Consider the following 24,800-nt stretch of genomic DNA (forward strand, 5'->3'; position numbering starts at 1 on the left):
CAAGGCTTTGTAACGCCTTGGTGACTTGCCCCTAGGTCTTAGGCCACGGCGGGCTGAGCGATCAATGTGTTCGGCAATTGACCTATGGAGTGGACAAAGTTTCCATCGCGTAACGTCGCGATGACCCGTGTGAATGCATGTGTCTCAACGATGGCAAGGTCCGCTTTCAAACCAACAGCCAATTGTCCACGATCTGTCAATCCAAGCGCGCGTGCTGGATTGGACGTCACAAGGGCTGCCGCTCCAGCCAGACCGTTTGGATCAGATTTTGCCAACTCCAACACGGCAGGCAACATCGCGCCCGGATGATAATCCGACGCCAAAATATGCAACAATCCTTGCGCATGTGCCGCACGCGCCGACAGATTGCCGGAATAGCTTTGCCCGCGCATCGCATTTGGCGCGCCCATTGCTGAAAGCATTCCGCGTTCGGCTGCGATTTTTGCTGCCTCGAACGTGACGGGGAACTCGGAAATAACTGCGCCAACATCTGCCATCAAATGCGCTTTTTCGCGCGTGTCATCATCGTGGCTGGCCAGCGCCACACCCTGCGCTTTGCACAGAGCTGCAACCTGTTGCAGATTGTCTAAGATCACACTTTCAGGGCGACTGCGCTCGGCAATACGCGTGGCCACATCTTGGCGCGCTTGTGTAAGTGAAATGCCTTCTCGCGCGGCCACCAATGTGATGTGGCGCTCAATGTCGCGGTACTGACCTTGGCCAGGCGTGTGATCCATAACCGACACAAGATCGACCAAATCATCCCGAATAAGACCTTCGAGCACAGACACGGCAGTGTCAAATGTAATGTCAAACCGCGCATGAATACGGTGATCAATTTGGCAATGCTGCCGCAGCGCATTGAGCGCGCGGATGGTTTGATTGGTATGTTCAAACGAACGCTGCTCACCGCTGCGCGCCCCTTTTGAAAAACTGACCGCAGCATAGGCCGTAGTGATCCCTGAGGCCGCCAAGCGATTGTCCAAATGACTTAGCGCCACCTCCATCGGAAAATCGACCAGCGCACGTGGCTCCAGCTCCATCTCAATCATATCGCCATGCATATCGATGAAGCCTGGGAAAATCAGCGCGCCACCACAATCAAGACCAACATCAACAGGCTGTTCTGCGATGGCGGCAATCTGGCCGTTTTCAAGTCTCATCGCACCGTTTTCAACAACGCGGTCAGGCAGCACCAGTTTTGCATTCGTAAGCCACATCTTCTCTGTCCTCTGGGTTGGAAGCATTGGGGGTGAGGTCGATAACGCGATCGATCAAATGCGACACGTCATCAGGGTGGTGAAAGACGCCGATCATCGCGGTGCCTTGAGATTTCAACTCGGCCAATCGCGCCACCAAAGCGGTGCGGGCTTGGACATCAAGTGACGCTGTTGGCTCATCCAGCAACAGCAGTTTTTGCGGTAAGATCAGCGCCCGTGCAAGATTTACCTTTTGCTGTTCTCCACCGGAAAACGTCGTCGGATAAGCCCGCCATAATTCTTCTTTGACGCCAAAAGCGCTGAGCCAACGGCGCGCTTCATCCAGTGCCGCCTCAGCCGAGTGTCCCGCTTGGCGCAAAGGTTCCGCCACTAAGGCCTGCGCACTGACGCGGGGACGCGCCACAAGAAACTGTGTGACAAAGCCGATTTCGGTGCGTCGCAAATGGGTGATATCCACATCTGCCGCACGTATCAGGTCAATCACGCCATGCGAAGACTGGAACAACACAGCCCCACTTTGCGCCAAATAGCTGCGATACAGCGTGCGCAACAACGTCGATTTACCCGCGCCGTTTGTACCTTTGAGCAAAAGGAATTCACCTGCGTGTAAGCCAAAGGAAATATCGTCGAAGGCCGCCATTTGCGTGTTTAAATGGTGCATCGTGAAGCCTTTGGTCAGGCTTTGAACATCCAATACAAGTGTCATAACTTTGCGTGCACCAATTGTTGTGTATAGGGGTGTTGAGGGTCTTGAAATATCTGATCGGCCAAGCCGGATTCGACGACCACACCTCGGCGCATGACGATGACACGGTCCGCCATCGTGCGGATCACACCCAAGTCATGAGAAACGATAACCATGGTGATCTGCCGGTCTTGTTGCAGTCGTTTCAATGTATCAAGCACCAGCGCTTGCACACTGACATCCAAACCCGTGGTCGGTTCATCCAGCAACAAAAGCGCAGGCTCCAAGGCGATTGCCTTGGCCAATTGCACCCGTTGCTGCATACCGCCGGACAATTCAATCGGCGGGGCGTCCAAACGTTCCAGCGGAAACTCTGATGCTTCTAGGGCGATTTGGGCCTTGTCACGCAGTACCAAAAATCGTCGTTCGCCCGCCACCAAAAGCCGTTCAGCCACATTGCCGGAACTGGAGTGGTTCATCAAAAGCCCCAGATGCGGGTTTTGGTAAACGATGCCGATTTTCGTGGCGCAAAGCATCCGGCGCGCAAACCTATCCAGTTCAAATAGGTTGCCCTGCACATCAGGCAAGTCGAGTGTATAGCTGCCGGTGTCTGGGGTGTCTTCGAGGTTCATCATCCGCAACAACGTGGATTTGCCCGATCCACTTTCACCCACGATGCCCATGACTTCGCCGGGGAACACCTCAACCGATGCGTCACGTACAGCCTGCACAGCGCCATAAGATTTCGAGACATTTTTTAATGTCATCAACGGACGCGTTATGACAATGCGCGGAGCATCCAAAACAATGGTCATGACGACATCTCCCCATTTTTATACCATGTGTCGCCCAGCACGATGTCATCGCCCTCGGTACGACGAATGGCTTTTACCCCATATTCGCTGTCAGAAATTTCATGGGTTGAGCTGCCATCCTCTTGTGGAATTTCGTTCATAAAGAACCCACGCGCACCCGATCTGTTACAGGTCAGTTTGGCGTGATCTTCGACTTTATAAGGCACATCATCAAAGACCAAAGGCTCAACCCGCGTATAGGGCGGCACAGCGAAAATACGCTTCTCGCGTCCTGCTGACAGAATCGTCAAATGCTTGGCCATATTCAATTTCGGTACATCCCAACGCGGGATCGGCGAAGGCGTCATCACATGGCGTCCATTGACCATCGATGGGTAAGACGCCCCTTGCATGATCCGACCCGAGCGCACAATTTGTTCGTAAAGTTGCAACCACATCCGCCCGTAATCCGCATCTGCATGCATCTGGCGCGCGATGGACATGTTGGGTTGAACGGATCGCAAAGGTTCAGGATTGGGCACTTGCAGGACGAGCACCTGATCTTCGCGCAGCACCTCTTCTGGGATACGGTGACGCGATTGAATGAGGTCTGCTTTCAGCGTATCGAGCGTTGTCGGCGCACCGGACACCTTTGCAAGAAACGACCGGATCGACGCAGCATTGACACTGTCGTCAGCCCCTTGATCGATCACTTTCACGCAAGTCTTCGGATTGATCAACGTCAAAGACACTTGCAAACCGCCCGTGCCCCAACCGCGCGCCATGGGCACTTCGCGACTGGCATAGGGCATCTGGCATCCGGGCACGGCCACAGCTTTGAGCATCTTACGGCGCAACTCGCGTTTGGCGGATGCATCCAAGAAACCATAGCTCATTGGTTCCCAATCGCGGGTGAGGGTTTTCAGGCTCATTGCGCTGGTTCCTTTTGCTGCGCTGAGCGCGCTTTTGCATCGCGCATGGCGTCCAAGGACGACTGAAACGTGACGTAATGTGGCAGTTTAAAATGGATGCAAAAGCCCGAGCTTTCGACGCCTTCAGTGTGGTACAAAAAGAACTCTTCTTCCGTCGCAGAGCCTTTGGGCGCCCCTGCGCTGTTCAAATCCAAGGTGGCAGCGGCGATGACTTTGACCTCGTTCCAACCCAGAGTGGCAGCGAATCCAAGCTCTAGTTTTTCGTCCTTTTTCGACAGTACTTCGGCTTGAGAGACTTTGACACGACCTGCGGAAAACTTGGTGCCCTTGGGATGGGTCACAACAATCTCTGCCTCGGCCAAGCGCAGCTCATTTACGGTTGGATGGGCCTGACCGTAGCCACGCATCGCGGCATACCCCAAAGCCAACACACCTCCCGTTTCCCCGCGCGCAAGGCTTTGCAAAGTATGCGCGCGCTTGGACGGGAACAGCAAAGGCTCGCGTGTGATGTCAGGAATATCGTCAGGCCGTGTGGCGTCACCCTTTGGCAAGTCGACCAAATCATTGGCGGCTTGCCAAGCGCTCACAGACGGCTGATGTGCTGGCGCGGGGGTGGCAGCTGGCTCAACAGGCACGGGATCAAACGCCTCGCCAGTCAGAACTTGCGTAGCCAGCAAACGGTGCGAATAGTCCAAGGTCGGCCCAAGCAACTGCCCCCCCGGAATGTCTTTGAACGCCGCAGACAGTCGGCGGTGAGTGAACAGCGCGTCTTGTTCAATGGGGTCAGCAACACTCAAGCGCGGTTGTGTCGTGCGCCAAGCGCGCAAGACCAGAACCGCCTCATACAATTCACCGCCGGTTTGCGCCAAGGCCAAGGCCGCAATGTCTTCGTCATATAAGGATGCTTCGCCCATCACACGATCCACCAAATAGGGCATGGCGGCTTTGATCTCGTTGATCCTTTCGGGGGTGATTGTGCCCATTTCGGCACGAAACAATCGTTCAGCTTGTTCAATCGCGCGTTCGCCGCCACGGGTCGCAACATAGGCCATCAGAGCACCTCGATTTGTGTAGAGCGCGGCAGGCCAATCACACGGGCCCCGTCGATCAAAAATATGTCAAACCCCATTGGGTAACGTAGGCAATCGGCGCGTTTGGCCCAAAATCCTTGGGGTAACCCGTCAATGTTGATTTGCAGAGATCCATCGACACCCGGACCGCTTAAACGCAAAAGCTGCCCCGTGCCGATCTGCGCATTGGCCACAACAGTCGCGCCATCATCAGGGTAAAGATCAGACCCAGCCCTAAGGGATTCCAAGACGTTGACGTCTATGAGTTTGCCGAGAAACGCGTGATCCGCCGTCGTCGGATCAGAAAGGAACGCCCCCGTTTTTAATATAAGCGGCATCAACACAGGGTCGGCACAGTAGACTTTGCATTCGCGATCGATCAGTGCATCGATGATGGCAGCTTCAGCGTCAGATGCTATATCACGCGGCATACCGGGGCGGCTGAGCGCCCAAAGCAAGGCTTCGAAAGTGTGATTGGCGCGGGTTTCTGTGGCGGTGGCTGTTGGAACAGTGAGCATCAAAACGTCTCCATATCAACGCGGGTGGCTTCAATACGGCGCAGGGTTTCGGTGTCTGCATCGCGGTGTTGCGCATCAGCATCGCGTAAAAAGTCATGGCAGATCTCAACCTTTGTGCCGCTCGCCAAGGCGATATCGACGAGAGCCATGGCCATGCTCGCTTCAAGATCCAATCCTTTGCGTAGACCGTAGCCCTCATGTATTCCGCGACGAATATGAGCTTCACTCACCAACACTTCGCCCAAGTGAAAAGCTGTACCTTTAGCTGTGTCACGCAAAGGCAGCATCACCAACCCCGTTCGGCTGTGCACCACTTCGACATCTGAAAAATCTATTGCCAGATCCTCACCAAGTGCCTTAAGCGCTGCCGCATCCGCGCGGGCCAAAATAGACAAGGCATCGTCATGGGAAAATTCTTGCGAGGGTGTGTGCATGGTTTAATCCTCGTTTGTCATCGTGAACTTGACCCGCGAGGCGGCCCAAATCACTTCGCTGAAACTGATCGGCGTGCCGTCCAGCAATTGATCTATAGCTCGCACAACCATCACGGCTGTCTGCGGGTGCAACTTAAGTGTCTTGGCCTCATGCGCCTGCGCCAGACGCGCGTGCATGGTCGTTTGGGCGCGTAGATAATCGTCAATTCCGTATGTCTTATAAGCCTCAGTGGCCGACCCCAAAACATCGCGCCGTGCAACGAAATCGGGAAAGCGGTTGGGGCAATGAAAGGCGCGACCAAAGGCCAACGGCACGCCATCGCCAAAGGTGATCCGCTGACTTTGAAGAACTTGAGCGCCCTCACCCAAATTCAATGCGCGCGCGACCTCTGCGCTGGCTGTGATGATTTGCGCATCCAAAAGTTCGCCGTGAATATCGACACCTTGTGACAACAGGTTCTTACGCAAACGGGTGCGCTGTCCGATAGCATATTCAAGCAAAGGGCCGCTTTCAACAAAGGTTCCACGCCCCTGTTCGACACTCACTTTACCGGCCTTCGCCAGCTCTGCGATGGCGCGCCTCACCGAATGCCTGCCAACGCCAAACTGGATGGCCAGCTCTGGCTCTGTTGGCAATTTCTCACCAGGCGGATACTGCCCAGACGTGATAGCCATTTCGATTCCGTCGCAGACAATGGACCATTTATTTCTATTCATACCGCACCAATCATTCGAATGAATTTTGAATAACCACTCTGCGTGACGCGACTATGACAGATAGATAAATCTCTGATGACGGAGCGCGCCAAAAAGCTCAGGCGACCAAAGGCAATGAATCGAAATTGATAGCACGCCTTATAACCAAGCCCTCTGATATCCACGCATCTTTGTGTGTCGTCATACGACCCATCTTCTCAATCGAGAGCGAAAATTTTCATCTCTGATGGTCTATTTCACAAAGGAAAAATTCGTAAGATCAAAAGCTTTTTCGCGCTGTACGCCGCAGACAACAGCGCGCGCAACTATCTAGCCCATCATATATTTCATCATCTCAATCCTTGTAAGCAGTCACTTTTTCTGCCTACTATACATTCAGTCACCAGTTAATATCGATATTTTTAAGAGTGCCGAGCAATTTGCCTTCGCTGTGTCAACGTGAAGCGCTTAGATGGATTGATCCACATAAGAAACCTAGACACGGCCCACCAACAGGCAGCGGTTAGCTGACGACATAAAAGCGAGCGCGTGCTTTCACGTTGCGGCGGCGGATGATAAACGAAGGGTCACTGCCCCGTCTATCTATCTTTCAATAAGGCAGTTAACCTGACTTAAATACCAGCATGAGGGCGTGCAATGAATATGAATGATGAGATGGCCGGCAAAGAGAGTTCCGCAACACGCGGTGCCTATATGACATTGCGTGATATGATCTTGACCGGCGCACTGCCCGCAGGTCAAAAGCTCAAGATCGAGCAATTGCGCGGATTACTAAAGACGGGAGCCTCGCCTGTGCGTGAAGCGCTCAGTCTGCTGACGTCTGATATGCTTGTTGAACGGATAGACCAACGCGGATTTCGTGCCGCCCCCGCGAATAAAGCGAATTTTGAAGAAATCTTGGAGCTGCGTTGCACGTTAGAAGAGCTTGCACTGCGCAAATCCATCGCGGCAGCGACCCCTCAATGGGAAGAGCAACTCATCCTGACGCATCACCGTATGCGTAAATCCGCGGGGCAAGACATAGCAATTTTTGAAGAAGCCCATAAGACATTTCACATGGCGTTATTGGCCAATAGTGGTTCACCGATGCTGGAACGCTATTGCGCGCAGCTCTATGATTTAAACATCCGCTATCGCAATCTTGCGGCGGGCGGCAGCAAATATCAAAGCCGTGACATTGCCGCCGAGCACGAAGAAATTTTAGAGGCGGCAGTTCAATACAATGCAGATCGCGCCTGTGCCTGTCTGCTGAAGCATTACCGACTGACAGGTGAGTATTTGGCACGCGAAATGGATGCGTAACTTCATTTATGACGATTTAATTGGACGCAGATAAAAAATATCGATATTAATTACTCCAGCGACTCTTGGACAACTGGAGACAACAATGCAACGAAATCGGTTTCTCGGGGATTTATTGTCCCAACTCTTTGACCGCAGCAGCACCGTGCGCGGCAAAGATGATCAGCGTGATATTTATATGCTTTGTGACGCGCTCATGTCGGCAGAGGGCGAAGTCTCTGGATTGAGGCTGGCCTCGTCCATCCTTGCGCGCTATGCCGATCTAAACGAAGATGAAAAGTTGGCGTTTTTCCAATATCTCAACTCGGAACTGGACGTGGACGCGGCGCATATTGCAAAGGTCGCAACCGATTACGCCGAAACCAAAAGCCCAGCAGTGTTCATTGAACTGTGCAAAGCCGCCGAACCAAAGCGCCAAGAATTATTGCGCCGCTTGAACCAGCCGTTTGGCGCCACGCATTTGCTGGTTGAGATGCGCGTCGATCTTCTCAAACTTTTAAAAGCGCACCCTGAACTCGCGCGGACGGACATCGATTTTGTGCACTTGCTGCGCAGTTGGTTTAATCGCGGATTTTTGGTGCTCAAGCAAATCAACTGGGACACCCCAGCGCGTATATTGGATAAAATCGTCGCCTATGAAGCCGTGCATCAGATCGATGATTGGGATGATTTACGCCGCAGGCTTTATCCACCTGATCGCCGTTGTTTTGCATTTTTCCACCCTTCTATGCCCGAAGAGCCGCTTATTTTTGTCGAAGTCGCCCTGACGGCTGACATTCCAGGGTCCATCGATGCGCTGTTGTCCGACAACCGTACACCGCTGGAAGAAGATCAGGCGAAGGTTGCCGTCTTCTATTCCATTTCAAACTGCCAAAAGGGACTGACGGGAATCAGCTTTGGCAATCTGTTGATCAAACAAGTCGTGGCAGAACTGTCCTTGTCCTGCCCCAACATCGATACTTTTGTTACGCTCTCACCAATCCCCCTTATGACCCGTTGGCTGAAAGCCCAGGAAGATGATGAACTCGTGCCCGCCGCCAATTCAATTCTGGAAGGCAGCGCCAGCTCCGAAACCATGCGCGCGATGGCAGCAAGGTATCTGTTGACGGGCAAGCGCGGTGATGGCTTGCCCTATGATCCTGTCGCGCGTTTCCATTTGGGAAATGGCGCAGAGATTCACGAGGTTCATGCGGGGGCGGATAGCTCTGAAAATGGACATAAACAGTCACGTGGTGCGATGGTCAATTATCTCTATAATGTTGATCACACCGAAAAAAATCATGAAAATTTTGCACTGAGATCGACCGTTAAAGCGTCGCGCACTGTGCAAACCCTGTCGACCGCAAAGCTAGAAGCAAAGACAAAGGAACCAGCGTCTTGACCAATACACTTTATGACGCCCTGATCGCGCCGCACGCCACCAATACAAATAATTTTTTGATTTGCGACAATGGGTCGACGATCACTTATTCGGGATTTGTGCGCCGCGTGGCACAACTTGCCAATGTCCTCAAAGATACAGGAGTCCAAGCAGGCGACCGTATCGTGGTGCAGGCGCCAAAGACCGCTGATACGATCGCGCTTTATGGGGCGGCGGTCCAAACCGGTGCGGTTTATCTGCCGCTGAACACAGCTTACACGCAATCAGAATTGTCCTATTTCATCGGCGACGCTGGTCCACGGGTGATTGTCTGTGATGCCAAAGACACTGCCATGATGCAAAGCTTTGACGCCGAAGTATTGACCCTAGATATGATGGGCACAGGCACGCTGTCACTGGCGGCCAATGCGGCAAGCGATCAATGCGCAACTTGCCCGCGCGGGCCAGACGATCTGGCCGCACTCTTGTATACATCAGGCACCACTGGACGCTCTAAAGGTGCAATGCTGTCGCATAAAAACTTGTTGTCAAACGCAGCTTCTTTGACGAACCTTTGGCAAATCACGGATCAAGATCGCTTGATTCACGCATTGCCTATCTTCCACACGCACGGGCTTTTTGTGGCGATGAACACAAGCCTTTTGGCGGGGGCGCAAGTGCGTTTCATGGCCGCGTTCAACCAAGATAGCGTCATCGAAGAATTGCCAAGGTCCACCATGCTGATGGGGGTACCGACGTTCTACACCCGCCTTTTGGACGATCCGCGTATGAACAAACCCCTCTGCGCCAAGATGCGGCTGTTCGTGTCTGGATCTGCGCCGCTTTTGGCCGAAACACACACCGCATTTCATGAACGCACAGGCCATCACATTCTAGAACGCTACGGCATGACCGAAACCAATATGATCACATCAAACCCGTTTGATGGCGCGCGCATCGCAGGCACAGTGGGTTACCCATTGCCCGGAACCGAGGTGGAAATCACCAACGCACAGACAGGCGAGCCCCTTCCATCTGGCGAGATCGGCATGATCGAAGTGCGTGGGGACAACGTGTTTCAAGGCTACTGGAACATGCCTGAAAAAACGGCCGAAGAGCTGCGGACGACAGGCTTTTTCATGACCGGCGATCTTGGCATTAAATCTGCTGATGGGCGCGTGAGCATTGTTGGCCGCCAGAAAGACCTGATTATTTCGGGCGGGTACAACATCTATCCCAAAGAAATCGAAGACGTGATCAACGACATCGATGGTGTGGTCGAAAGCGCTGTTTTTGGCGTGCCACATCCAGATTTCGGCGAAAGCGTTTTGGCCGCCGTGATCTTAGAAAAAGACGCGAACATTACGCCTGAGGCCATCGCGGCACATGTCGAACCTCTGCTGGCCCGTTTCAAACACCCGCGCAAATACATCTTACGCGACGCCCTGCCCCGCAACACGATGGGCAAGGTGCAAAAGAATATTCTAAGGGACGAATTCAGCAGTTAATCTAAGGCGGGGGATTTGCGACGAGCGCCCCGCATATAGACTTAAGCACTTAAGCACTTATGCCTTTTGGCATCTTTGACGAAGCCGATTGGCTTCGTCTTTTTTTTCATCTGACATATTTGAGTGCGTTTTGGTTCAAAACACGATCAAGTCCGACGTCCTTCGCATCTAAAATGATTTCAGCCACATCGCAAAGTCCACCAACACCATTGATGTGGGGTGAAACTTGCGACATGGCTGATTATCTTAGCACATATATGTCTAGGGGCGGCTTTCGCGTCAGCCTTAGTTTTCTTCTTTAAGAAGCGCTGCAATGGCATGGGTCTCGGACAGACGCGCACCCTTGTACATCGCGACATCATAGCTAGAGCGCGCTTTGAGGCGATCAAACCAGTCTTGCACCAATGGAAATTCTTCCGTCCAAATATCGCCCATCCCAAGATCATCGATCCGGTCAATCAGAGGGGCTGCGACGACATCGGCGAGACTGAACTCATCACCAGCAAGCCAAGGCCCGTTTTCCAACGCACGCTGCATTCGTCCACAGGTAAGTTTCATTTGATCGATGCTTTCTTGAACCGCATTAGATCCAAAACCATCTTTCGACATTTTGAGATAGAAGTGCTTTCGCAAAGGGCGCGGCCCCGCTTGTTGGTCAGCGAATTCTTCGTTTGAAAGGCCATCAAAACGCGACAAGAACGCTTTATTAAAAGACGGAACCCGCACTGCGTAAGTGGGCACTTCTTCGAGGAATCGCATCCAAGTGCGTACTTTGGCGCGAGCGACAGCATCTTTGGGAACAAGCGGATGATCAGGAAAGACCTCATCGATGTATTCCACGATGACACTGCTATCCATAATGGAATCGTCGTCATGCACGAGCGTTGGCACCACACCGTTTGGATTGATCGCAAGATATTCGGGCGTCAGGTGCCCTTTGTTCGCCAAATCGACGATGATGCTCTCGTATTCCAAGCCCTTTTCAGCCAAAGCAAGGCGGACTTTTTGACTGCACGTTGAGTGATGTGCGTGGTATAATTTCAACATCTTTTTGCTCCTACCAGCGATCTACATCGCCATCTGCATCCATCAGGACAAAGGCGATAATACAGGTTTCGTCGAACTTGTTTGACCAAGCGTGATTGTTGCCGCGCTGAACAAGCACATCGCCAGCTTCCAAGACAAGATCATCTTCTTCTTCATCCATCATCATCACGATCTTCCCTTTGACGACGACAGCATAATCAACACTGTCAGTGCGATGCATAAAAGGATGGCGTTGATTGTCTTTGATCCGATCCGCAGCGCCCATTTCGGCAAAGGCGGCGCGACCATCAAGCGTTTTCATCACTTCAGGGTCTTCGGGTTCAAATTCAACAAAGCGAAAAACCGTGCCATTTTTCGGCGGTTTAAGCACCAACGGACCGTCGAGCGTCTCATCTGGTCCGTCGAATTGTGGATGGCCTTCTGTTTTCCAGAAGTTCGTAAGCGTCACGCCAGGACGATTTGGCTTGCTTAAAATATTTGTCGCGATGTCATCGGAAACGACAATTGCTTTTCCTGTTTCATCATGCCCTGTAACGACACGTCTGATACCTTTTGACATTGAGATGCCCCCCTTTCACCTAGAATCTAGGCCAAACGGTAGCAATGCACACAATAAATGTCGATGATTATTTTCTATTGCTTAAATATCGATATTTTTGATTGACCCGAGAATGATCAAAAGAGTAGCATTCAAGGGAGGAAAATAAGATCTGGGAGGATTCTATGCTTAACTTCAAAACATTCGCGCGCGGCGTTTCACTTGGCATGATGCTAATGGCAACACCGCTTATGGCTCAAGAAGAGCTACGTATGGGAACGGCAAGTCTTGGCGGCGCGTTCTATCCGGTGGGCCAAGCGGCCTCTAACCTTGTGAACAAATACGCCGAAGGCTACTCTATGGTCCCGGTTGTGACCTCTGGCGGCACAGAAAATCCGCGCCTGATTGGCAACGGCGAACTCGACTTTGCCATCGGCAACGCAAATACATCCTTCTTTGCACATGAAGGCCAAGCCCCTTACGCAGACCCCATCGCAATCGCGTCGATTGGTACATTGCACAACTCAGTTTTACACATTGTTACGCTCGCAGGATCTGATGTCACTTCTATCGCAGACCTCAAAGGCAAACGTGTGGCTGTAGGCCCTGCCGGTGGTGGCACATTGAACCTGCTTGGCGATGTGATGGAAATCAACGATCTGAGCTTTCGCGACATCACACCAAGCTTCGTGTCTTATGCAGATGGCTTCAGCCAGCTTTCTGATGGTTCAGTAGATGCGGCGGTTGCCCTGTCAGGCTATCCTGCTGGTGCGGTGATCCAAACGAGCACAACAGCTGATATCGCATTCGTTGATATCGGAACCGAAGGCTTGAATGAAATCATCGCCAAGCATCCTTACTACTCTATCGTTGAAGTGCCTGCAGAAGCTTACGGCACCGATGCACCGCTGACCTTGCTCGGCACCAAAAACATTCTAATCACACAAGCTGATGCGGATGAGGAAAAGGTCTACCAAGTGACCAAAGCGATTTACGCGCATTTGGATGAATTTGCAGCAGAAAACGCCAATGCGGCGCAGATCGTTGCAGAGGACGCATATGATATTGCTGTTCCCCTGCATCCGGGTGCAAAGCGTTACTTTGACGAACGCTAAATCGTAAAATCGCCCCGTCGCATCACCAGATGTGGCGGGGTTTTTCTGTCGCAATTTACTGGACCGCTCACCATGAAAAAAGCCCTGTCAGCACTCACCTTTACAACCCGATGGATGGCTATTGGACTCAGCCTTTGGCACCTCTACGTTGTATCAGGCTTTGCATCCTTTTCGACGCTAGAAGTGCGCATCACCCACTTAACAGTGATGTTGGTTCTTATTTTTCTGGTCCTTGCGCTGCGACGGTTGGAAACCCGCCCAGAAACAGGCCCGCTTATGCTGGCGATGGATATCGGCTTGGCCGTTGTGGCGGCGGGGACAGGATATTATCTCTTTTCACGTTGGCTAGACATTGCCATGTCTGGCGGGATCACGACAGCAACCGATGCGCAAGTCGGGATGGTCGTAATCGCACTGGTGATGATCGCCGTTATCAGACGGATCGGCTGGTTTCTTGCTGGCATCATTCTGATCTTTCTCGCCTATCCGCTGATCTCTCCTATCTTGCCTGGAGTCTTTACTTCTCGTGGCTATTCTTTAACGCGGATCTCTGAGTTTATGACAACCTCATCGGAGGGCATCTATGGCATTCCACTCGGTGTTTCGGCCACGTTTATCATCATGTTTTCGATCTTCGGATCATTCCTCAATGTCTTTGGCGCGGGCGATTTCTTTTTTCAGATCTCCAGCCGTTTAACAAAAGGGTCTAAGGCTGCATCTGCGAAAACCGCTGTCGTTTTTTCCACATTGCTCGGTATGATTTCAGGGTCTGCGGCAGGCAATGTCGCCGTCACCGGCACCATGACAATCCCGATGATGAAACGCGAAGGATATAAGCCGCACCAAGCTGCCGCCATTGAAGCCGTGGTTTCAACAGGCGGGCAACTTATGCCACCGGTTATGGGGGCCGCGGCCTTTATCATGGCTGAAATTATCGGCGTGCCCTATTCGGAAATTATGGTCGCAGCTTTGATTCCTGCCATCTTGTTTTTCACATCGATCTTTTTCATGGTACACTTACAAGGCGAAAGAATGGGCATTGCGCCCGCGCCACAAAACGAAGACGAACTGCCGTTAAGCTCCATCCTTATTCCAGGTCTGCGGTTTATAATTCCGTTCTTTTTACTCGTTGGCATGATGGTTTCAGGATATTCACCGTTCAAGTCGTCATTCACAGCACTCGGTGTTTTGCTTCTTGGATGCATTATTTTCGAATTCAGAGACTTGCGCGGTTTCTTCGCAAAATGCTTTGACGCATTGGAATCTGGCACGCACTCCGTCATGTCGATTGCCGTAGCCTGTGCGGGCGCGGGATTGATCGCTGGCATTTTGGCAATGACCGGACTTGGATCAAAGATTTCCGGCCTGATTATCGGCGTCTCTGCTGGCGTGCCCTTGATTGCGTTGATCTTGACGATGTTCGTCTCGATCATCCTAGGCATGGGGCTGCCCACAACCGCCGCTTATCTTATCCTTGCGACTGTCGTGGCCCCTGCCCTTGTTGAAATGGGTGTGCCGGTTTTAACTGCGCATTTGTTCGTGTTCTTCTACGGATGCATTTCAACCATCACACCGCCCGTTGCCCTTGCGTCCTATGTCGCAGCAGGGATAGCAGGATCGGATATAAACAAGACAAGCTGGACCGCCTTTGCCTTTGGCATCACCAGCTACATCTTGCCGTTCATGTTCTTTTTCGGACCTGCACTTTTGATGCAAGGCACTCTGATAGAAATTGTGGCGTCTGTGACAACGGGCTTGCTCAGCGTGTTCTGTTTTTCGATCGCTGTCGTCGGTTACTTCCAACGCACACTGGGACTGAACCTACGCATTGTGTTTGCCGTGACAGGGATTGTTATGATGTATCAATCTTGGCTGAGTGATGCGGTTGGCATCGCGGTCTTTGTCGGACTGGTCTTGTTCTTGCGTGCAGGTTCAACGTCAAACCCAAAATTGCAGGCATAAAATGAATATGGACATATCTGTCACCGACCCATGGGCGCTCATAGCCGTCGCCATTGCTATGACGCTCGGTGGCATCTTAAAAGGTGCAACCGGCGCAGGACTGCCCGTTATTGCGGTGCCAGTCCTTGCGTCGATCTATGACGTACGGGTCGCTGTTGCCGTGATGGTGGTGCCAAACCTGATTTCAAACTTGCGACAGGTTTGGAAATTCAGGAAAGCGCCCGTGGACCTTGTCTTTGTTAAAGTTTTGGCTGCGGTTGGGGCACTGGGCGTTGGTCTTGGCACATTTGTTTTGGCCAAAATAGAGCCCATCTATGTTCAGTCTGTGATGATTGTCATCATCACCATCTACATCAGCCTAAGGCTAACACAGTTCGAGCTACGCGTTACGAAAAGCACTGCGCGGCGCTGGGTTGTACCGGTTGGCGTGGCTGGCGGCATTTTGCAAGGCGCTGTCGGTATTTCTGCGCCTATTGCTGTCACATTCCTCAACGCGATCCGACTAGACAGACCCGCCTTCATTTTGACCGTATCGACGTTTTTCGCGGCCATGTGCGTGGTGCAACTACCGGTACAAATCAGCTACGGCATTATGACGTTCCACACCGCACTCATCGGCTTACTTGCTTTGATACCTCTTACTTTTGCGATGCCGATAGGAGAATGGATCGGCAATAAATTCAGCGCGCGCGTTTTTGACCGTGTCATTCTCTTCTTCCTAGCGGGCCTTGCTTTAAAACTTCTCTTTGACCTTTTCTAATCCCTGCGTCCTGATAGATGCTCCTAAACGCCTGTGCTCGACACTGCGCTGATGTGCATAAGTTTGCACAGGCATCAGAATTCCAGATATCGCCAATCTTTTGGCGATATCTGCCTAACAGGCACGTTTGCGTCTAGGATTAGTGGCCACAACGCCCAGCCACGACTCGACGGCAGTGACCTTTAGATGTCAGTCATCAGGTCAGACTTGCCGCAACGCGAAATCCACCATGAGAGGTAGAGCTATCAGGATCGTTCTGAGTTCGTGAATGCACATGATACCGATCGCAATAACTGACATGACACAAAAAGGACCCGCCGCGCTGAACGCGCCCCTCGCCCGTTTTTGGTCCAGTGGGATCGAATAGGGTATCTGAGCTTGGTGGCGCATGGTGAAAGAAATCCTGAACCCACTCCCAAACGTTGCCTGTCATATTGTACAAGCCATACCCGTTCGGTTCAAAACTCTTTGCCGGTGCTGTTCCTAGATATCCATCATCTTGACTATTGGTCCGTGGAAAGTCGCCTTGCCACGTGTTCATCATATGCTTGCCTGCGGGCATCATTTGATTGCCCCAAGGAAATTTTTGACGCGCCAAGCCGCCGCGCGCCGCTTTTTCCCATTCCGCTTCTGTTGGAAAGCGCAAGCCAGCCCAAGTGCAATATGCCAAAGCGTCAAACCATGAAATATGGACAACAGGATGATCCAGCCGAGTCGACACATCAGAGCCAGCCCCTTCCGGAGATTTCCAATACGCGCCATCAACCCGACGCCACCAAGGCAAGCCGGGCGGCGACACTTTATAGTCATCAGGTTCACTCAACAGCAGATGGAACACAAAGGACCAGCCTTCTTGTTCCGACACAGTTCTATAACCTGTTTCATCAACGAAGCGGGCGAATTGCATGTTCGTGACAGTCGTCGCCCCAATGACAAAAGGCGATAGTTTTACCTTTCGGCGGGGTGCATCAAAATCCTGTGGAAACCGAGAGCGCCGCGTTCCCATGTCGAAAAAACCACCAGCCACGGGGGTTAATTCCGACATCAACTCCCGTTGCGTCGCACTGTCGGCAGGTCGAATTTCTAGGGCCTGACGATGATAGGGCGACGCCGATTTCAACGGATCTGACAAAGACTGGGGACTGCAGCAGGGCTTGGCCGACGTATTGGTCATTGAGTTTTCTCGTCCAAATTCCTGTGAATGCCCCACAAGAGGGGCTTTATGCAAACGATATTCTAGGCGCCGTTAGGCGGGCGTTCAACCCCGTGCCTTTGAGCGAAGCGCGCCATTTAATTAAGATCCATTCGCTTGCTTGACAGAATCTACAAAATACATGATCATCACACAACTTTCCAATAATGGAATTTATAATTTCAAATATGAAATGCAGATGAACCCGACTGAACGCACACTACAAGTTTTAGAATACATCATGGCAGCAGGGCCTGGGCCGGTGAAACAAACCGATATTGCCCAGCATTGTGGGTTGTCCCCAGCAACGCTGAACAGAATCGTCAAATCTCTGTCAGATTTGGGATACCTGTTTCGCACGAGCGAAAAATATTGTGTACGTAATTTCCGCTTGGAACGAAACGTTCCGATGTCTCAGTCCTATTTGGCCAAACTCGACAACACGATGCGAGATTTATCCAAACAGCTTGGCGTTTCAGCGGAAGTGATCGTGGTCGCAGGGCACGAACTTTTGTGGCACTCCAAAACGGATTATCCAGACCCGAATGTCGTCATCCGCGCCAGTGTTGGTTTTCGCCGCTCACTTTATGAATTGGACGTGCTGTCACAAATGTACCTAAGCCGATTGGACTGGGACGATGTGCAGGCGCAGTTTTTTGTCGATGGTTTTTGGGGCACAGTGCGCACAGTGGGGGCGGCAACCTGCTGGCTTCCCAAAGCTGCAGTGCGCAATGCCTTGGACCTGATGCGTCCAGAGATCTTTGTCGCAGACCCCCAAGGCAATCACGTTGGCATACGCCGCTGTGCGACAGTTGTCGAAGATCCAAATGGAAAGTTTTTGCATTTACTGGCTCTGGCCGAACCGGCGGATCGGCCGAATGACAGGATAGAAGAGTACAAAGAAGCATTATTAAAGGCACGCGCAGAACTTTGTGAACTTGCTCAGGAGGAGAGCACCACAGACCGGCTCGTACCAAAGCACCACACCGCGCCGCTTCGCGGAGGCTAGAAAACGCGCGGATTTGCCTAAACAGGGAGGGCACTATGATACACTTAAGAGTACCAAACGCGTCTAGGCGGGTGTTGGCATGACTTGGAGAAGCTTGAACAGCATCATGTCTATTATTCTTATAATGGGCGGGATTGGCTATGCTGTAAATTTGAACCAAAGCGCATCCCAAGCGTTACTTTTCTCGTCCTCGGGGATCGGCCCCGCTTATTTCCCGAACATCCTTGCCGGATTGCTCGTGATTTTAAGCGTTATGACCTTGGTCAAAAACCTCCGCGATAAGAGTCCTAAGAACATTGAGAAAGTTACGACGCACAACTCTGGATATATCCTCGTGACGGTCGCACTCATGGTCGCGTTTTTAGCAAGCTGGCAGTTCTTGGGATTCTTTTACCTCAATGTCTTCGTCCTTTTGACCGTTTTAATGACGCTCTACAGGATCGAATTCGGGCTCAAAAACAGCTTACTCGTGGCCCTCGCAACTTCAGTTTTCACAACTGGGTTTCTCTACGGTTTGTTCGGGCAAATTCTTGCCCTCACGTTTTAAGGGGACGCAGACATGGAAACGCTTTTTAACGACCTCACCAATCTGTTCACCATCACCAACCTTTTATGTATCCTGTTAGGGACTGTCGTGGGGATGGTCTTTGGCGCGCTGCCTGGGCTTGGCACAGTTATTGCCGTTGCGCTATTGTTGCCCGTGACCTTCACCTTGCCTCCCCTTGCGGGCATTCTGATGTTGCTCGCGACATATCAAGCTGGCGAATACGGCGGTTCGATATCCGCCATTCTGCTCGGCGTTCCGGGCACTCCGCAAGCTGCGGCAACCGTTCTTGATGGCTATCCCATGGCGCAAAATGAATCGCCTGGCAAAGCGTTAAGCTATTCACTTGTTTCATCGAGCATTGGCGGAATTTTTGGTGGGCTGGTTCTGATTTTCGTCTCTGTGCCATTGGCCAAATTCGCATTGAACTTTGGCAGTCCAGAATACTTCTTGTTGGGTGTTATTGGCCTTATGGCGGTGGGATTGCTCAGCGGAACAGACAAGATCAAAAGCTCGATCGCCGTTATTCTTGGCCTGATCGCAGGCACTGTGGGCATAGACTCATTGACCGGCGTTAACCGTGCAACCTTTAATCAGCCCGAACTGATGGACGGCGTAAATCTGGTCGCTTTCCTTGTTGGTATGTTTGCAATTTCCGAGCTGTTCATGATGATCAGTAAAGGGCTGAATAACAAATATGTTGCCGACCGCAGTACGCTAAAGACAGGATTGACGTGGAAGGAACTCAAAGGGGTTGTTAAATCGACAACAATTGGGTCACTGATCGGCGCTGGCACGGGCATTCTGCCGGGCATCGGCGGCGGCGCATCCTGTTGGTTTGCTTATGCTGTCGTGAGCAAGACATCCAAAGACCCCGAGGCCTTTGGCAAGGGTAGCCCAGAAGGTATCGCCGCACCGGAATCGTCAAATAACGCATCCGCAGGTGGCGCACTCGTTCCGTTTCTTGCCTTAGGCATTCCAGGGTCTGCAGCGATTGCGATCATTATGGGCGCATTCATCATGCACGGAATCCAGCCTGGTCCGAATGTATTTACGGCTGAACGGGACTTGGTCTACGGGATTTTCTACGGGTTCATCCTGACAACAATCGCGATGTATCTTATTGGGCGCGTCCTGACACCGATGTTCTCACGCGTCCTCGTTGTTCCGAATTCATTTTTGGTTTCGATTGTGCTCGTGCTGTGCCTCATCGGCATCTACGCCTCTAAGGGTGCTTTTTTTGATCTCTGGTTGGCGCTTGGCATCGGCATAGTGTTCTACATCCTCAAGAGGCTAAACTATCCAGTATCGTCTGTGATCATTGCCTACGTTCTTGCCCCCATTATTGAAGAAAATTTCCGGCGCTCGCTGACACTTTCGAACGGCAATTACGACGTTTTCTTCTCCAGTGTCTACGCCATTGCGCTGGTGCTCATGATCGTCGCGGCCCTAGCGGCAAGCGTCTATGCCGATTTCAAAAAGAGGAGACATCAGCCCAGCTAAACGCGTGTAGATGCACGTGTTTAGCCGGAGGATGAGAAGACCAAGGAGGAGATAGCGTTCAGCCGGAAAGACATCGGCGCCCCCCCCCATATCCAACAAAATACATGTTCAAGTTTTCCAGCACGGAACACTGAGCATGCTTCGCGAACTAAATTTAAGGGAGAACTACCAAATGCTTACGTTTCTAACAAAGACCGCAGCGACAACATTGGCATGTGCCACGATCGTCATGGCAACAGGCACATCTATGGCAGCCGCCGAAGGCTACCCAGAAAAACCCATCACCTGGATCATTCCTGATGGCGCTGGTGGCGGCTTGGATACCATTGTGCGGACAATTTACCCCTACGTGGAAAAAAACCTGCCGAATGACGCGACCTTCGTCTTGAAAAACCAACCCGGCGCGACCCAGACGATTGCAGTTTCAGCCGTCTACAATGCGGACCCCGATGGTTACACCATTGGTCAAGCGTCAGTAGCGCCTCTCACCATTATGCCACACTTGGGTCGGACATCTTATGCGGGCTATGAAGACTTCGAACTGATTGCGAATGTGTTCGATGCGGCTCACTACATTGTTTTGCCTGCGGACTCTCCGTTTGCAAACTTGGAAGAGCTCTTGGCACATGCCAAAGAAAACCCTGGTCAAGTGCGCATCGGCGTCGATGGTGTCTACAACGTTCAGCACCTTCCGCTGCTGAACCTCGAACTTTCAGCAGATGTTGATCTCAACGAGATCACTTACAAAAGCAGCGCAGATACCAAAAAAGCGGTCTTAGGTGGTGAAATTGAAGCAGGCATCATGCCGTCTCACACCATCATTGGCGAATACGAAGCAGGCACGCTCGTGCCGATTGTAGACGTTATGGAAATCAAGCCAGATTATTTCGCTGAAATTCCATCACTGAACGATCTTGGCTATACGTCTAGCCAACTCTTTGTAGGCGTTATCGCACCAAAAGGAACGCCAGATGATATCCAAGCGATCTTGTCAGGCGCGATCGACGCGGCTTTGCAAGATCCAGAGCTGGTCGCAGCTTTGGAAAAAAGAAAGATCATGATCAACTACAACGACTCTGAGACCTACCTTGCGCGCATGCAAGAATTGGATGTCGTGAACAAAGGCATTTTGACAGACTTGGGCGTGCTTAAATAAGCACTGTCGCCGTTGTTGGCTCGGTCTCAATGCGTCCTCCCTGACGTGTTCGCGGCCGAGCCAACGACATATTATGACATTAAAATATGCTGAGGGCGGTAGAGATCGCCAAAAATATCTAAAATCTAAACGGCTTTCGCCCTCACCTAAAAGTTCTTCAAGGTATCCAACTCATGAGCGACCAAACCAAACCTAATTTTCTGTGGATTTGCACCGATCAGCAGCGCTTTGATACGATTCGAGGCCTTGGAAACACACATATTAATACACCCAACTTGGACAGGTTGATGGACGAAGGGGTCTCGTTTGACCGCACCTATTGCCAAAGTCCCGTGTGCACACCCAGCCGTGCAAGTTTCTTAACGGGGCGCTACCCGCGTACGACGCGGACCACGCGCAATGGCAATGACAAATTCCCAGATGATGAAATTCTTGTTCCGCATATTCTGTCTGAGAATGGCTATACATGCGGGTTGATTGGGAAACTTCATCTCTCTGCTGCAGATGGCAGAACGGAAGTCCTGCCCAAGCATCACGGCTATGATATGGTTAAATGGTGCCACGGACCGCGAGACGGATGGGGTGACGACAACGCCTATCAAAAGTGGCTGAGATCGCAGGGGGTATCTTGGGAAACGGATTACCACGGTAAAAACGGCGGTATCGATCCACAGTTTCACCAAACCACTTGGTGTGCGAATGAAGCCATCGGATTTATGGACGCGCACGAAGACACGCCTTGGATGCTCAGCATCAACATCTTCGATCCGCATCACCCGTTTGATCCCCCCGCGGAATACAAAGCGAAATACCCTGCCGAGGATATGCCCCTTCCCAAATGGCGCGAAGGCGAGCTTGACAATAAACCACTGATTCAACGCGATGATTATGAGAATGGTGGCCAAAGCGGGCTGGGACCAAGCTGCAAGACGATGACGGACCGCGACATACAAAACTATGTCTCTGACTACTACGCGATGGTTGATCTGATCGATGTGCAAGTTGGCCGGTTGATCGATCATTTGGATAAAACAGGCCAACGCGACAACACGATCATCATTTTTCACAGTGACCACGGCGAAATGCTTGGCGATCACGGATTGATTTTGAAAGGCGGGCATTTTTACGAGGAACTGGTGCATGTGCCCTTGATCATGTCTTGCCCCGCGCGCCTGTCACAAAAGATACGCAGCAAAGCCTTGGTCGAATTGGTCGACTTGGCGCCAACGATTTTGGACTTTGCAGGCATCGACGTGCCTTTGGCAATGCAAGGACGGAGCCTGTCCCACATCCTTCAGGGCAAAGCCGAACCAGATGCGCACAAAGACGCCGTCTATTGCGAATACTATAATGCATTGCCTGCGGCCCATAAGGGGGTGTTCGCAACCATGTATTTCGACGGGCGCTACAAGTTGACTGTTTTTCATGGGCAAGACATTGGCGAGCTATATGATCATGAAACGGACCCCGACGAGTTCGACAACAAATGGGATGACCCTGCCTATCAGGCGTTGAAAAGCGAACTGGTCTTGGCAAATTTCGCACAAACTGTTGCAACCGTCGATCCGGTGCACATCGTCGGCAATTTTTAATTTCCAAACAGAACGACAGGCACTGACTGCAAAGTGTCGCAAGAGGACAAATGACTATGAGCCAAACCCCAAATATCGTTTTCATTATGACCGACCAGCAGCGGTACGATACAATCGCTGAACTGGGTTTTTCGCATGTAGACACACCGAATTTGGACCGTCTGGTGAAAGAAGGGACGAGTTTTGATCGCACCTACGTCACCTCACCGTCGTGCAGCCCTTCACGCGCATCCTTGTTTACAGGCACATTTCCCCACACAAATGGCGTGTTCCGCAATGATGAAACATGGAACTACAGCTGGGTGAGTGACCTGAACAAAGCAGGGTATCGATGCGTCAATGTCGGCAAAATGCACACTTGGCCCGTCGAGGGGGCGTTCGGGTTTCATGAACGTCACGTGACAGAAAACAAGGATCGGGCACACCCGAACCTGCCGTTCTATTTGGACAACTGGGACAAAGCGATTTGGACTCGTGGCTTTGAAAAACCAAGCCGCCAGACCTACAAACGCCGTGATGATTATCACGAACAGCTCGGCGCTTTCGTTTGGGAACTGCCAGAAGACCTGCACCCTGATGTGTTTGTGCCCCAAACCGCCTGCATGTGGTTGGATCGTTACTCTGGCGATGACCCGTTTTTCTTACAGATCGGCATTCCGGGACCGCATCCGCCCTATGACCCAACGCAGCGCCATCTGAATCACTATGAGGGCCGCGAGATGCCTGAACCAATTCGCGACTATGACTTGGACAGCCAGCCAGAGCCTTACAAAGCTCTGCGGCAAAATCATTTTGAGGGCAATCACGATGCTGTCGTTCACCTCAAAGATCCGACCGAGGAACAAATGCAGCGTCAGCGCAGGCACTATTATGCCAATGTCTCGATGATCGATGAACAGGTCGGATTGGTTATTGACGCGCTAGAGCGTCGCGGTGTGCTAGACAACACCGTGATTGTGTTTACGTCCGATCACGGCGATAGCTTGAATGACCACGGCCATTCCCAGAAATGGAACATGTATGAGCAATCTGTGCATGTGCCTGCGATTTTCTGGGGCCCAAACATTCCAGCGGGACAAAGGGTAACAGACCTCGTGTCCTTGATGGACCTCGGGCCAACGATCTTAGAGACCTGTGGTGTTACGCCGCCAGAATGGATGGAGGCACAATCGCTGCGGCCTTATTTTGAATCCACGCCACCGCCACGCCGCAACTGCGTTTTCGCCGAACACGCCCGCGATGCGATTCTGACCGAGACGGAATTTGTATCGATGGTCATGGTCGACCAATGGAAGTTGGTCCATTTCGTTGACTATGACGAAGGGCAGCTTTTCGATCTAGAAACTGATCCAGGCGAGCGCCACAATCGTTGGAATGATCCTGACTGCGCGGAAAAGAAAAATGAGATGATCAGCCGGCTTCTGGACTGGCGCATCCGCAGCTCCCTAAAAACACAGAAATTCCAAAACGCGCTTTCAAGTGCAGCACCAAGTTAACTCCAAACAGACCATTGGATAAGACTTTCTTTGCTCTCCCCGCGACGCTGCAGGGGGAGCAGTGCCCGCCCTTACTTTGTCAGTGGCCCGCGAGAGCCTCTCAAGGCCATTTGGGTCTAAAGCCCTTAAATGACAAAGGGACAGTCAGCCACGAGTATAGCTGGATTTGTCGCGATTTGATGCCGCCCCTTTGAAGGCAAATACATTCCCCATCTCTGCTAGAACTTTGGCATCAACCGTCCTCTTCGTCAGACCCTATGGTTGTCCTAGAGGGGTTTTCGCCGCTTTGTGTCCGTTCAGATCTTTGGCGAAGGTGATGGTTGACCTGGTCTTGCCCGGTTTTAGT

Annotated in this window: 24 protein-coding genes; 12 read left to right on the forward strand and 12 right to left on the reverse strand. The window is 51.8% G+C overall.

The window, feature by feature from the left end:
- Nucleotides 1–38 precede the first annotated feature (38 nt).
- From KO503_RS16760 to phnF, 8 genes are read right to left on the reverse strand one after another with little or no spacing between them, the layout of a single operon-like run.
- Entirely contained in the window at nucleotides 39–1,220 is a 1,182-nt protein-coding gene (locus tag KO503_RS16760; protein ID WP_252731150.1) for an alpha-D-ribose 1-methylphosphonate 5-triphosphate diphosphatase, read from the reverse strand.
- Entirely contained in the window at nucleotides 1,186–1,926 is a 741-nt protein-coding gene (locus tag KO503_RS16765) for a phosphonate C-P lyase system protein PhnL (RefSeq protein WP_215992703.1), read from the reverse strand. Before KO503_RS16765 ends, KO503_RS16760 begins: the two co-directional genes overlap by 35 nt.
- Nucleotides 1,923–2,720, reverse strand: coding sequence for an ATP-binding cassette domain-containing protein (locus KO503_RS16770; RefSeq protein WP_215992704.1), 798 nt, complete (start codon nucleotides 2,718–2,720; stop codon nucleotides 1,923–1,925). The genes KO503_RS16765 and KO503_RS16770 overlap by 4 nt, the downstream gene beginning before the upstream one ends.
- Nucleotides 2,717–3,631 (reverse strand): alpha-D-ribose 1-methylphosphonate 5-phosphate C-P-lyase PhnJ, encoded by a 915-nt coding sequence (locus KO503_RS16775; RefSeq protein WP_215992705.1) that lies wholly within the window; start codon nucleotides 3,629–3,631, stop codon nucleotides 2,717–2,719. The genes KO503_RS16770 and KO503_RS16775 overlap by 4 nt, the downstream gene beginning before the upstream one ends.
- Complete coding sequence (locus KO503_RS16780) at nucleotides 3,628–4,683, reverse strand: carbon-phosphorus lyase complex subunit PhnI (RefSeq protein WP_215992706.1); 1,056 nt, start codon at nucleotides 4,681–4,683, stop codon at nucleotides 3,628–3,630. The genes KO503_RS16775 and KO503_RS16780 overlap by 4 nt, the downstream gene beginning before the upstream one ends.
- Nucleotides 4,683–5,219: a phosphonate C-P lyase system protein PhnH gene (phnH, locus tag KO503_RS16785; protein ID WP_215992707.1), complete on the reverse strand. Its 537-nt coding sequence runs from the start codon at nucleotides 5,217–5,219 to the stop codon at nucleotides 4,683–4,685. Before phnH ends, KO503_RS16780 begins: the two co-directional genes overlap by 1 nt.
- On the reverse strand, nucleotides 5,219–5,653 hold the full coding sequence (locus KO503_RS16790) for a phosphonate C-P lyase system protein PhnG (protein ID WP_215992708.1): 435 nt from the start codon (nucleotides 5,651–5,653) through the stop codon (nucleotides 5,219–5,221). Before KO503_RS16790 ends, phnH begins: the two co-directional genes overlap by 1 nt.
- Nucleotides 5,654–5,656: 3 nt before the next feature.
- Nucleotides 5,657–6,370 carry a phosphonate metabolism transcriptional regulator PhnF gene (phnF, locus tag KO503_RS16795; RefSeq protein ID WP_215992709.1) on the reverse strand — a complete coding sequence of 238 codons (714 nt, stop codon included), beginning with the start codon at nucleotides 6,368–6,370 and terminating at the stop codon, nucleotides 5,657–5,659.
- A 636-nt stretch (nucleotides 6,371–7,006) separates the two neighbouring features.
- Between phnF and KO503_RS16800 the strand changes: the two genes are divergently transcribed.
- The 3 genes from KO503_RS16800 (at nucleotide 7,007) to KO503_RS16810 (ending at nucleotide 10,540) form a co-directional block, all read left to right on the forward strand.
- Nucleotides 7,007–7,672: a GntR family transcriptional regulator gene (locus KO503_RS16800; protein WP_215992710.1), complete on the forward strand. Its 666-nt coding sequence runs from the start codon at nucleotides 7,007–7,009 to the stop codon at nucleotides 7,670–7,672.
- A gap of 85 nt (nucleotides 7,673–7,757) precedes the next feature.
- Nucleotides 7,758–9,053, forward strand: coding sequence for a malonyl-CoA decarboxylase domain-containing protein (locus tag KO503_RS16805; RefSeq protein ID WP_215992711.1), 1,296 nt, complete (start codon nucleotides 7,758–7,760; stop codon nucleotides 9,051–9,053).
- The gene (locus tag KO503_RS16810; RefSeq protein ID WP_215992712.1) at nucleotides 9,050–10,540 is read left to right on the forward strand and encodes an AMP-binding protein; all 1,491 of its coding nucleotides are present in this window, start codon (nucleotides 9,050–9,052) and stop codon (nucleotides 10,538–10,540) included. The genes KO503_RS16805 and KO503_RS16810 overlap by 4 nt, the downstream gene beginning before the upstream one ends.
- Before the next feature lie 106 nt (nucleotides 10,541–10,646).
- Here KO503_RS16810 and KO503_RS17950 read toward each other — a convergent pair whose 3' ends face one another.
- From KO503_RS17950 to KO503_RS16820, 3 genes are read right to left on the reverse strand one after another with little or no spacing between them, the layout of a single operon-like run.
- Entirely contained in the window at nucleotides 10,647–10,775 is a 129-nt protein-coding gene (locus KO503_RS17950) for a hypothetical protein (RefSeq protein ID WP_290122958.1), read from the reverse strand.
- Nucleotides 10,776–10,825: 50 nt separating this feature from the next.
- The gene (locus tag KO503_RS16815) at nucleotides 10,826–11,587 is read right to left on the reverse strand and encodes a glutathione S-transferase family protein (RefSeq protein ID WP_215992713.1); all 762 of its coding nucleotides are present in this window, start codon (nucleotides 11,585–11,587) and stop codon (nucleotides 10,826–10,828) included.
- A 10-nt stretch (nucleotides 11,588–11,597) separates the two neighbouring features.
- The gene (locus tag KO503_RS16820) at nucleotides 11,598–12,146 is read right to left on the reverse strand and encodes a cupin domain-containing protein (RefSeq protein ID WP_215992714.1); all 549 of its coding nucleotides are present in this window, start codon (nucleotides 12,144–12,146) and stop codon (nucleotides 11,598–11,600) included.
- 164 nt (nucleotides 12,147–12,310) lie between these two features.
- Here KO503_RS16820 and KO503_RS16825 point away from each other — a divergent pair, with 164 nt between their 5' ends.
- The 3 genes from KO503_RS16825 (at nucleotide 12,311) to KO503_RS16835 (ending at nucleotide 15,962) form a co-directional block, all read left to right on the forward strand.
- On the forward strand, nucleotides 12,311–13,240 hold the full coding sequence (locus KO503_RS16825) for a TAXI family TRAP transporter solute-binding subunit (protein ID WP_215992715.1): 930 nt from the start codon (nucleotides 12,311–12,313) through the stop codon (nucleotides 13,238–13,240).
- Nucleotides 13,241–13,312: 72 nt separating this feature from the next.
- The gene (locus tag KO503_RS16830; protein ID WP_215992716.1) at nucleotides 13,313–15,202 is read left to right on the forward strand and encodes a TRAP transporter permease; all 1,890 of its coding nucleotides are present in this window, start codon (nucleotides 13,313–13,315) and stop codon (nucleotides 15,200–15,202) included.
- Between the two features lies 1 nt (nucleotide 15,203).
- Nucleotides 15,204–15,962: a sulfite exporter TauE/SafE family protein gene (locus KO503_RS16835; RefSeq protein ID WP_215992717.1), complete on the forward strand. Its 759-nt coding sequence runs from the start codon at nucleotides 15,204–15,206 to the stop codon at nucleotides 15,960–15,962.
- A gap of 196 nt (nucleotides 15,963–16,158) precedes the next feature.
- On the opposite strand, the gene KO503_RS16840 is transcribed toward KO503_RS16835, so the two are convergent.
- Nucleotides 16,159–17,136 carry a formylglycine-generating enzyme family protein gene (locus KO503_RS16840; RefSeq protein ID WP_215992718.1) on the reverse strand — a complete coding sequence of 326 codons (978 nt, stop codon included), beginning with the start codon at nucleotides 17,134–17,136 and terminating at the stop codon, nucleotides 16,159–16,161.
- Nucleotides 17,137–17,275: 139 nt separating this feature from the next.
- Here KO503_RS16840 and KO503_RS16845 point away from each other — a divergent pair, with 139 nt between their 5' ends.
- The 6 genes from KO503_RS16845 to KO503_RS16870 all read left to right on the forward strand — a co-directional run bounded on the left by KO503_RS16845 (nucleotide 17,276) and on the right by KO503_RS16870 (nucleotide 24,454).
- Nucleotides 17,276–18,163, forward strand: a complete 888-nt coding sequence (locus tag KO503_RS16845; RefSeq protein ID WP_215992719.1) for a MarR family transcriptional regulator — start codon at nucleotides 17,276–17,278, stop codon at nucleotides 18,161–18,163.
- Nucleotides 18,164–18,269: 106 nt separating this feature from the next.
- Nucleotides 18,270–18,710 carry a tripartite tricarboxylate transporter TctB family protein gene (locus KO503_RS16850; RefSeq protein ID WP_215992720.1) on the forward strand — a complete coding sequence of 147 codons (441 nt, stop codon included), beginning with the start codon at nucleotides 18,270–18,272 and terminating at the stop codon, nucleotides 18,708–18,710.
- Between the two features lie 12 nt (nucleotides 18,711–18,722).
- A complete protein-coding gene (locus tag KO503_RS16855; RefSeq protein ID WP_215992721.1) occupies nucleotides 18,723–20,210 on the forward strand; it encodes a tripartite tricarboxylate transporter permease in 1,488 nt (495 codons plus the stop codon).
- Between the two features lie 172 nt (nucleotides 20,211–20,382).
- A complete protein-coding gene (locus tag KO503_RS16860; RefSeq protein WP_215992722.1) occupies nucleotides 20,383–21,366 on the forward strand; it encodes a Bug family tripartite tricarboxylate transporter substrate binding protein in 984 nt (327 codons plus the stop codon).
- A 173-nt stretch (nucleotides 21,367–21,539) separates the two neighbouring features.
- Nucleotides 21,540–22,958 (forward strand): sulfatase family protein, encoded by a 1,419-nt coding sequence (locus KO503_RS16865; RefSeq protein ID WP_215992723.1) that lies wholly within the window; start codon nucleotides 21,540–21,542, stop codon nucleotides 22,956–22,958.
- Between the two features lie 56 nt (nucleotides 22,959–23,014).
- Complete coding sequence (locus KO503_RS16870) at nucleotides 23,015–24,454, forward strand: sulfatase family protein (RefSeq protein WP_215992724.1); 1,440 nt, start codon at nucleotides 23,015–23,017, stop codon at nucleotides 24,452–24,454.
- The last annotated feature ends 346 nt before the right edge of the window (nucleotides 24,455–24,800 follow it).

It is taken from the genome of Pacificibacter marinus, from assembly GCF_018860505.1.
Lineage (GTDB): Bacteria > Pseudomonadota > Alphaproteobacteria > Rhodobacterales > Rhodobacteraceae > Celeribacter > Celeribacter marinus_B.

Bases quoted from the DNA above. Each gene is read 5' to 3' on its own strand.
- KO503_RS16760 (WP_252731150.1), bottom strand. From the start codon at position 1,220: ATGTGGCTTACGAATGCAAAACTGGTGCTGCCTGACCGCGTTGTTGAA.
- KO503_RS16765 (WP_215992703.1), bottom strand. From the start codon at position 1,926: ATGACACTTGTATTGGATGTTCAAAGCCTGACCAAAGGCTTCACGATG.
- KO503_RS16770 (WP_215992704.1), bottom strand. From the start codon at position 2,720: ATGACCATTGTTTTGGATGCTCCGCGCATTGTCATAACGCGTCCGTTG.
- KO503_RS16775 (WP_215992705.1), bottom strand. From the start codon at position 3,631: ATGAGCCTGAAAACCCTCACCCGCGATTGGGAACCAATGAGCTATGGT.
- KO503_RS16780 (WP_215992706.1), bottom strand. From the start codon at position 4,683: ATGGCCTATGTTGCGACCCGTGGCGGCGAACGCGCGATTGAACAAGCT.
- phnH (WP_215992707.1), bottom strand. From the start codon at position 5,219: ATGCTCACTGTTCCAACAGCCACCGCCACAGAAACCCGCGCCAATCAC.
- KO503_RS16790 (WP_215992708.1), bottom strand. From the start codon at position 5,653: ATGCACACACCCTCGCAAGAATTTTCCCATGACGATGCCTTGTCTATT.
- phnF (WP_215992709.1), bottom strand. From the start codon at position 6,370: ATGAATAGAAATAAATGGTCCATTGTCTGCGACGGAATCGAAATGGCT.
- KO503_RS16800 (WP_215992710.1), top strand. From the start codon at position 7,007: ATGAATATGAATGATGAGATGGCCGGCAAAGAGAGTTCCGCAACACGC.
- KO503_RS16805 (WP_215992711.1), top strand. From the start codon at position 7,758: ATGCAACGAAATCGGTTTCTCGGGGATTTATTGTCCCAACTCTTTGAC.
- KO503_RS17950 (WP_290122958.1), bottom strand. From the start codon at position 10,775: ATGTCGCAAGTTTCACCCCACATCAATGGTGTTGGTGGACTTTGCGAT.
- KO503_RS16815 (WP_215992713.1), bottom strand. From the start codon at position 11,587: ATGTTGAAATTATACCACGCACATCACTCAACGTGCAGTCAAAAAGTC.
- KO503_RS16820 (WP_215992714.1), bottom strand. From the start codon at position 12,146: ATGTCAAAAGGTATCAGACGTGTCGTTACAGGGCATGATGAAACAGGA.
- KO503_RS16825 (WP_215992715.1), top strand. From the start codon at position 12,311: ATGCTTAACTTCAAAACATTCGCGCGCGGCGTTTCACTTGGCATGATG.
- KO503_RS16830 (WP_215992716.1), top strand. From the start codon at position 13,313: ATGAAAAAAGCCCTGTCAGCACTCACCTTTACAACCCGATGGATGGCT.
- KO503_RS16835 (WP_215992717.1), top strand. From the start codon at position 15,204: ATGAATATGGACATATCTGTCACCGACCCATGGGCGCTCATAGCCGTC.
- KO503_RS16840 (WP_215992718.1), bottom strand. From the start codon at position 17,136: ATGACCAATACGTCGGCCAAGCCCTGCTGCAGTCCCCAGTCTTTGTCA.
- KO503_RS16850 (WP_215992720.1), top strand. From the start codon at position 18,270: ATGTCTATTATTCTTATAATGGGCGGGATTGGCTATGCTGTAAATTTG.
- KO503_RS16855 (WP_215992721.1), top strand. From the start codon at position 18,723: ATGGAAACGCTTTTTAACGACCTCACCAATCTGTTCACCATCACCAAC.
- KO503_RS16860 (WP_215992722.1), top strand. From the start codon at position 20,383: ATGCTTACGTTTCTAACAAAGACCGCAGCGACAACATTGGCATGTGCC.
- KO503_RS16865 (WP_215992723.1), top strand. From the start codon at position 21,540: ATGAGCGACCAAACCAAACCTAATTTTCTGTGGATTTGCACCGATCAG.
- KO503_RS16870 (WP_215992724.1), top strand. From the start codon at position 23,015: ATGAGCCAAACCCCAAATATCGTTTTCATTATGACCGACCAGCAGCGG.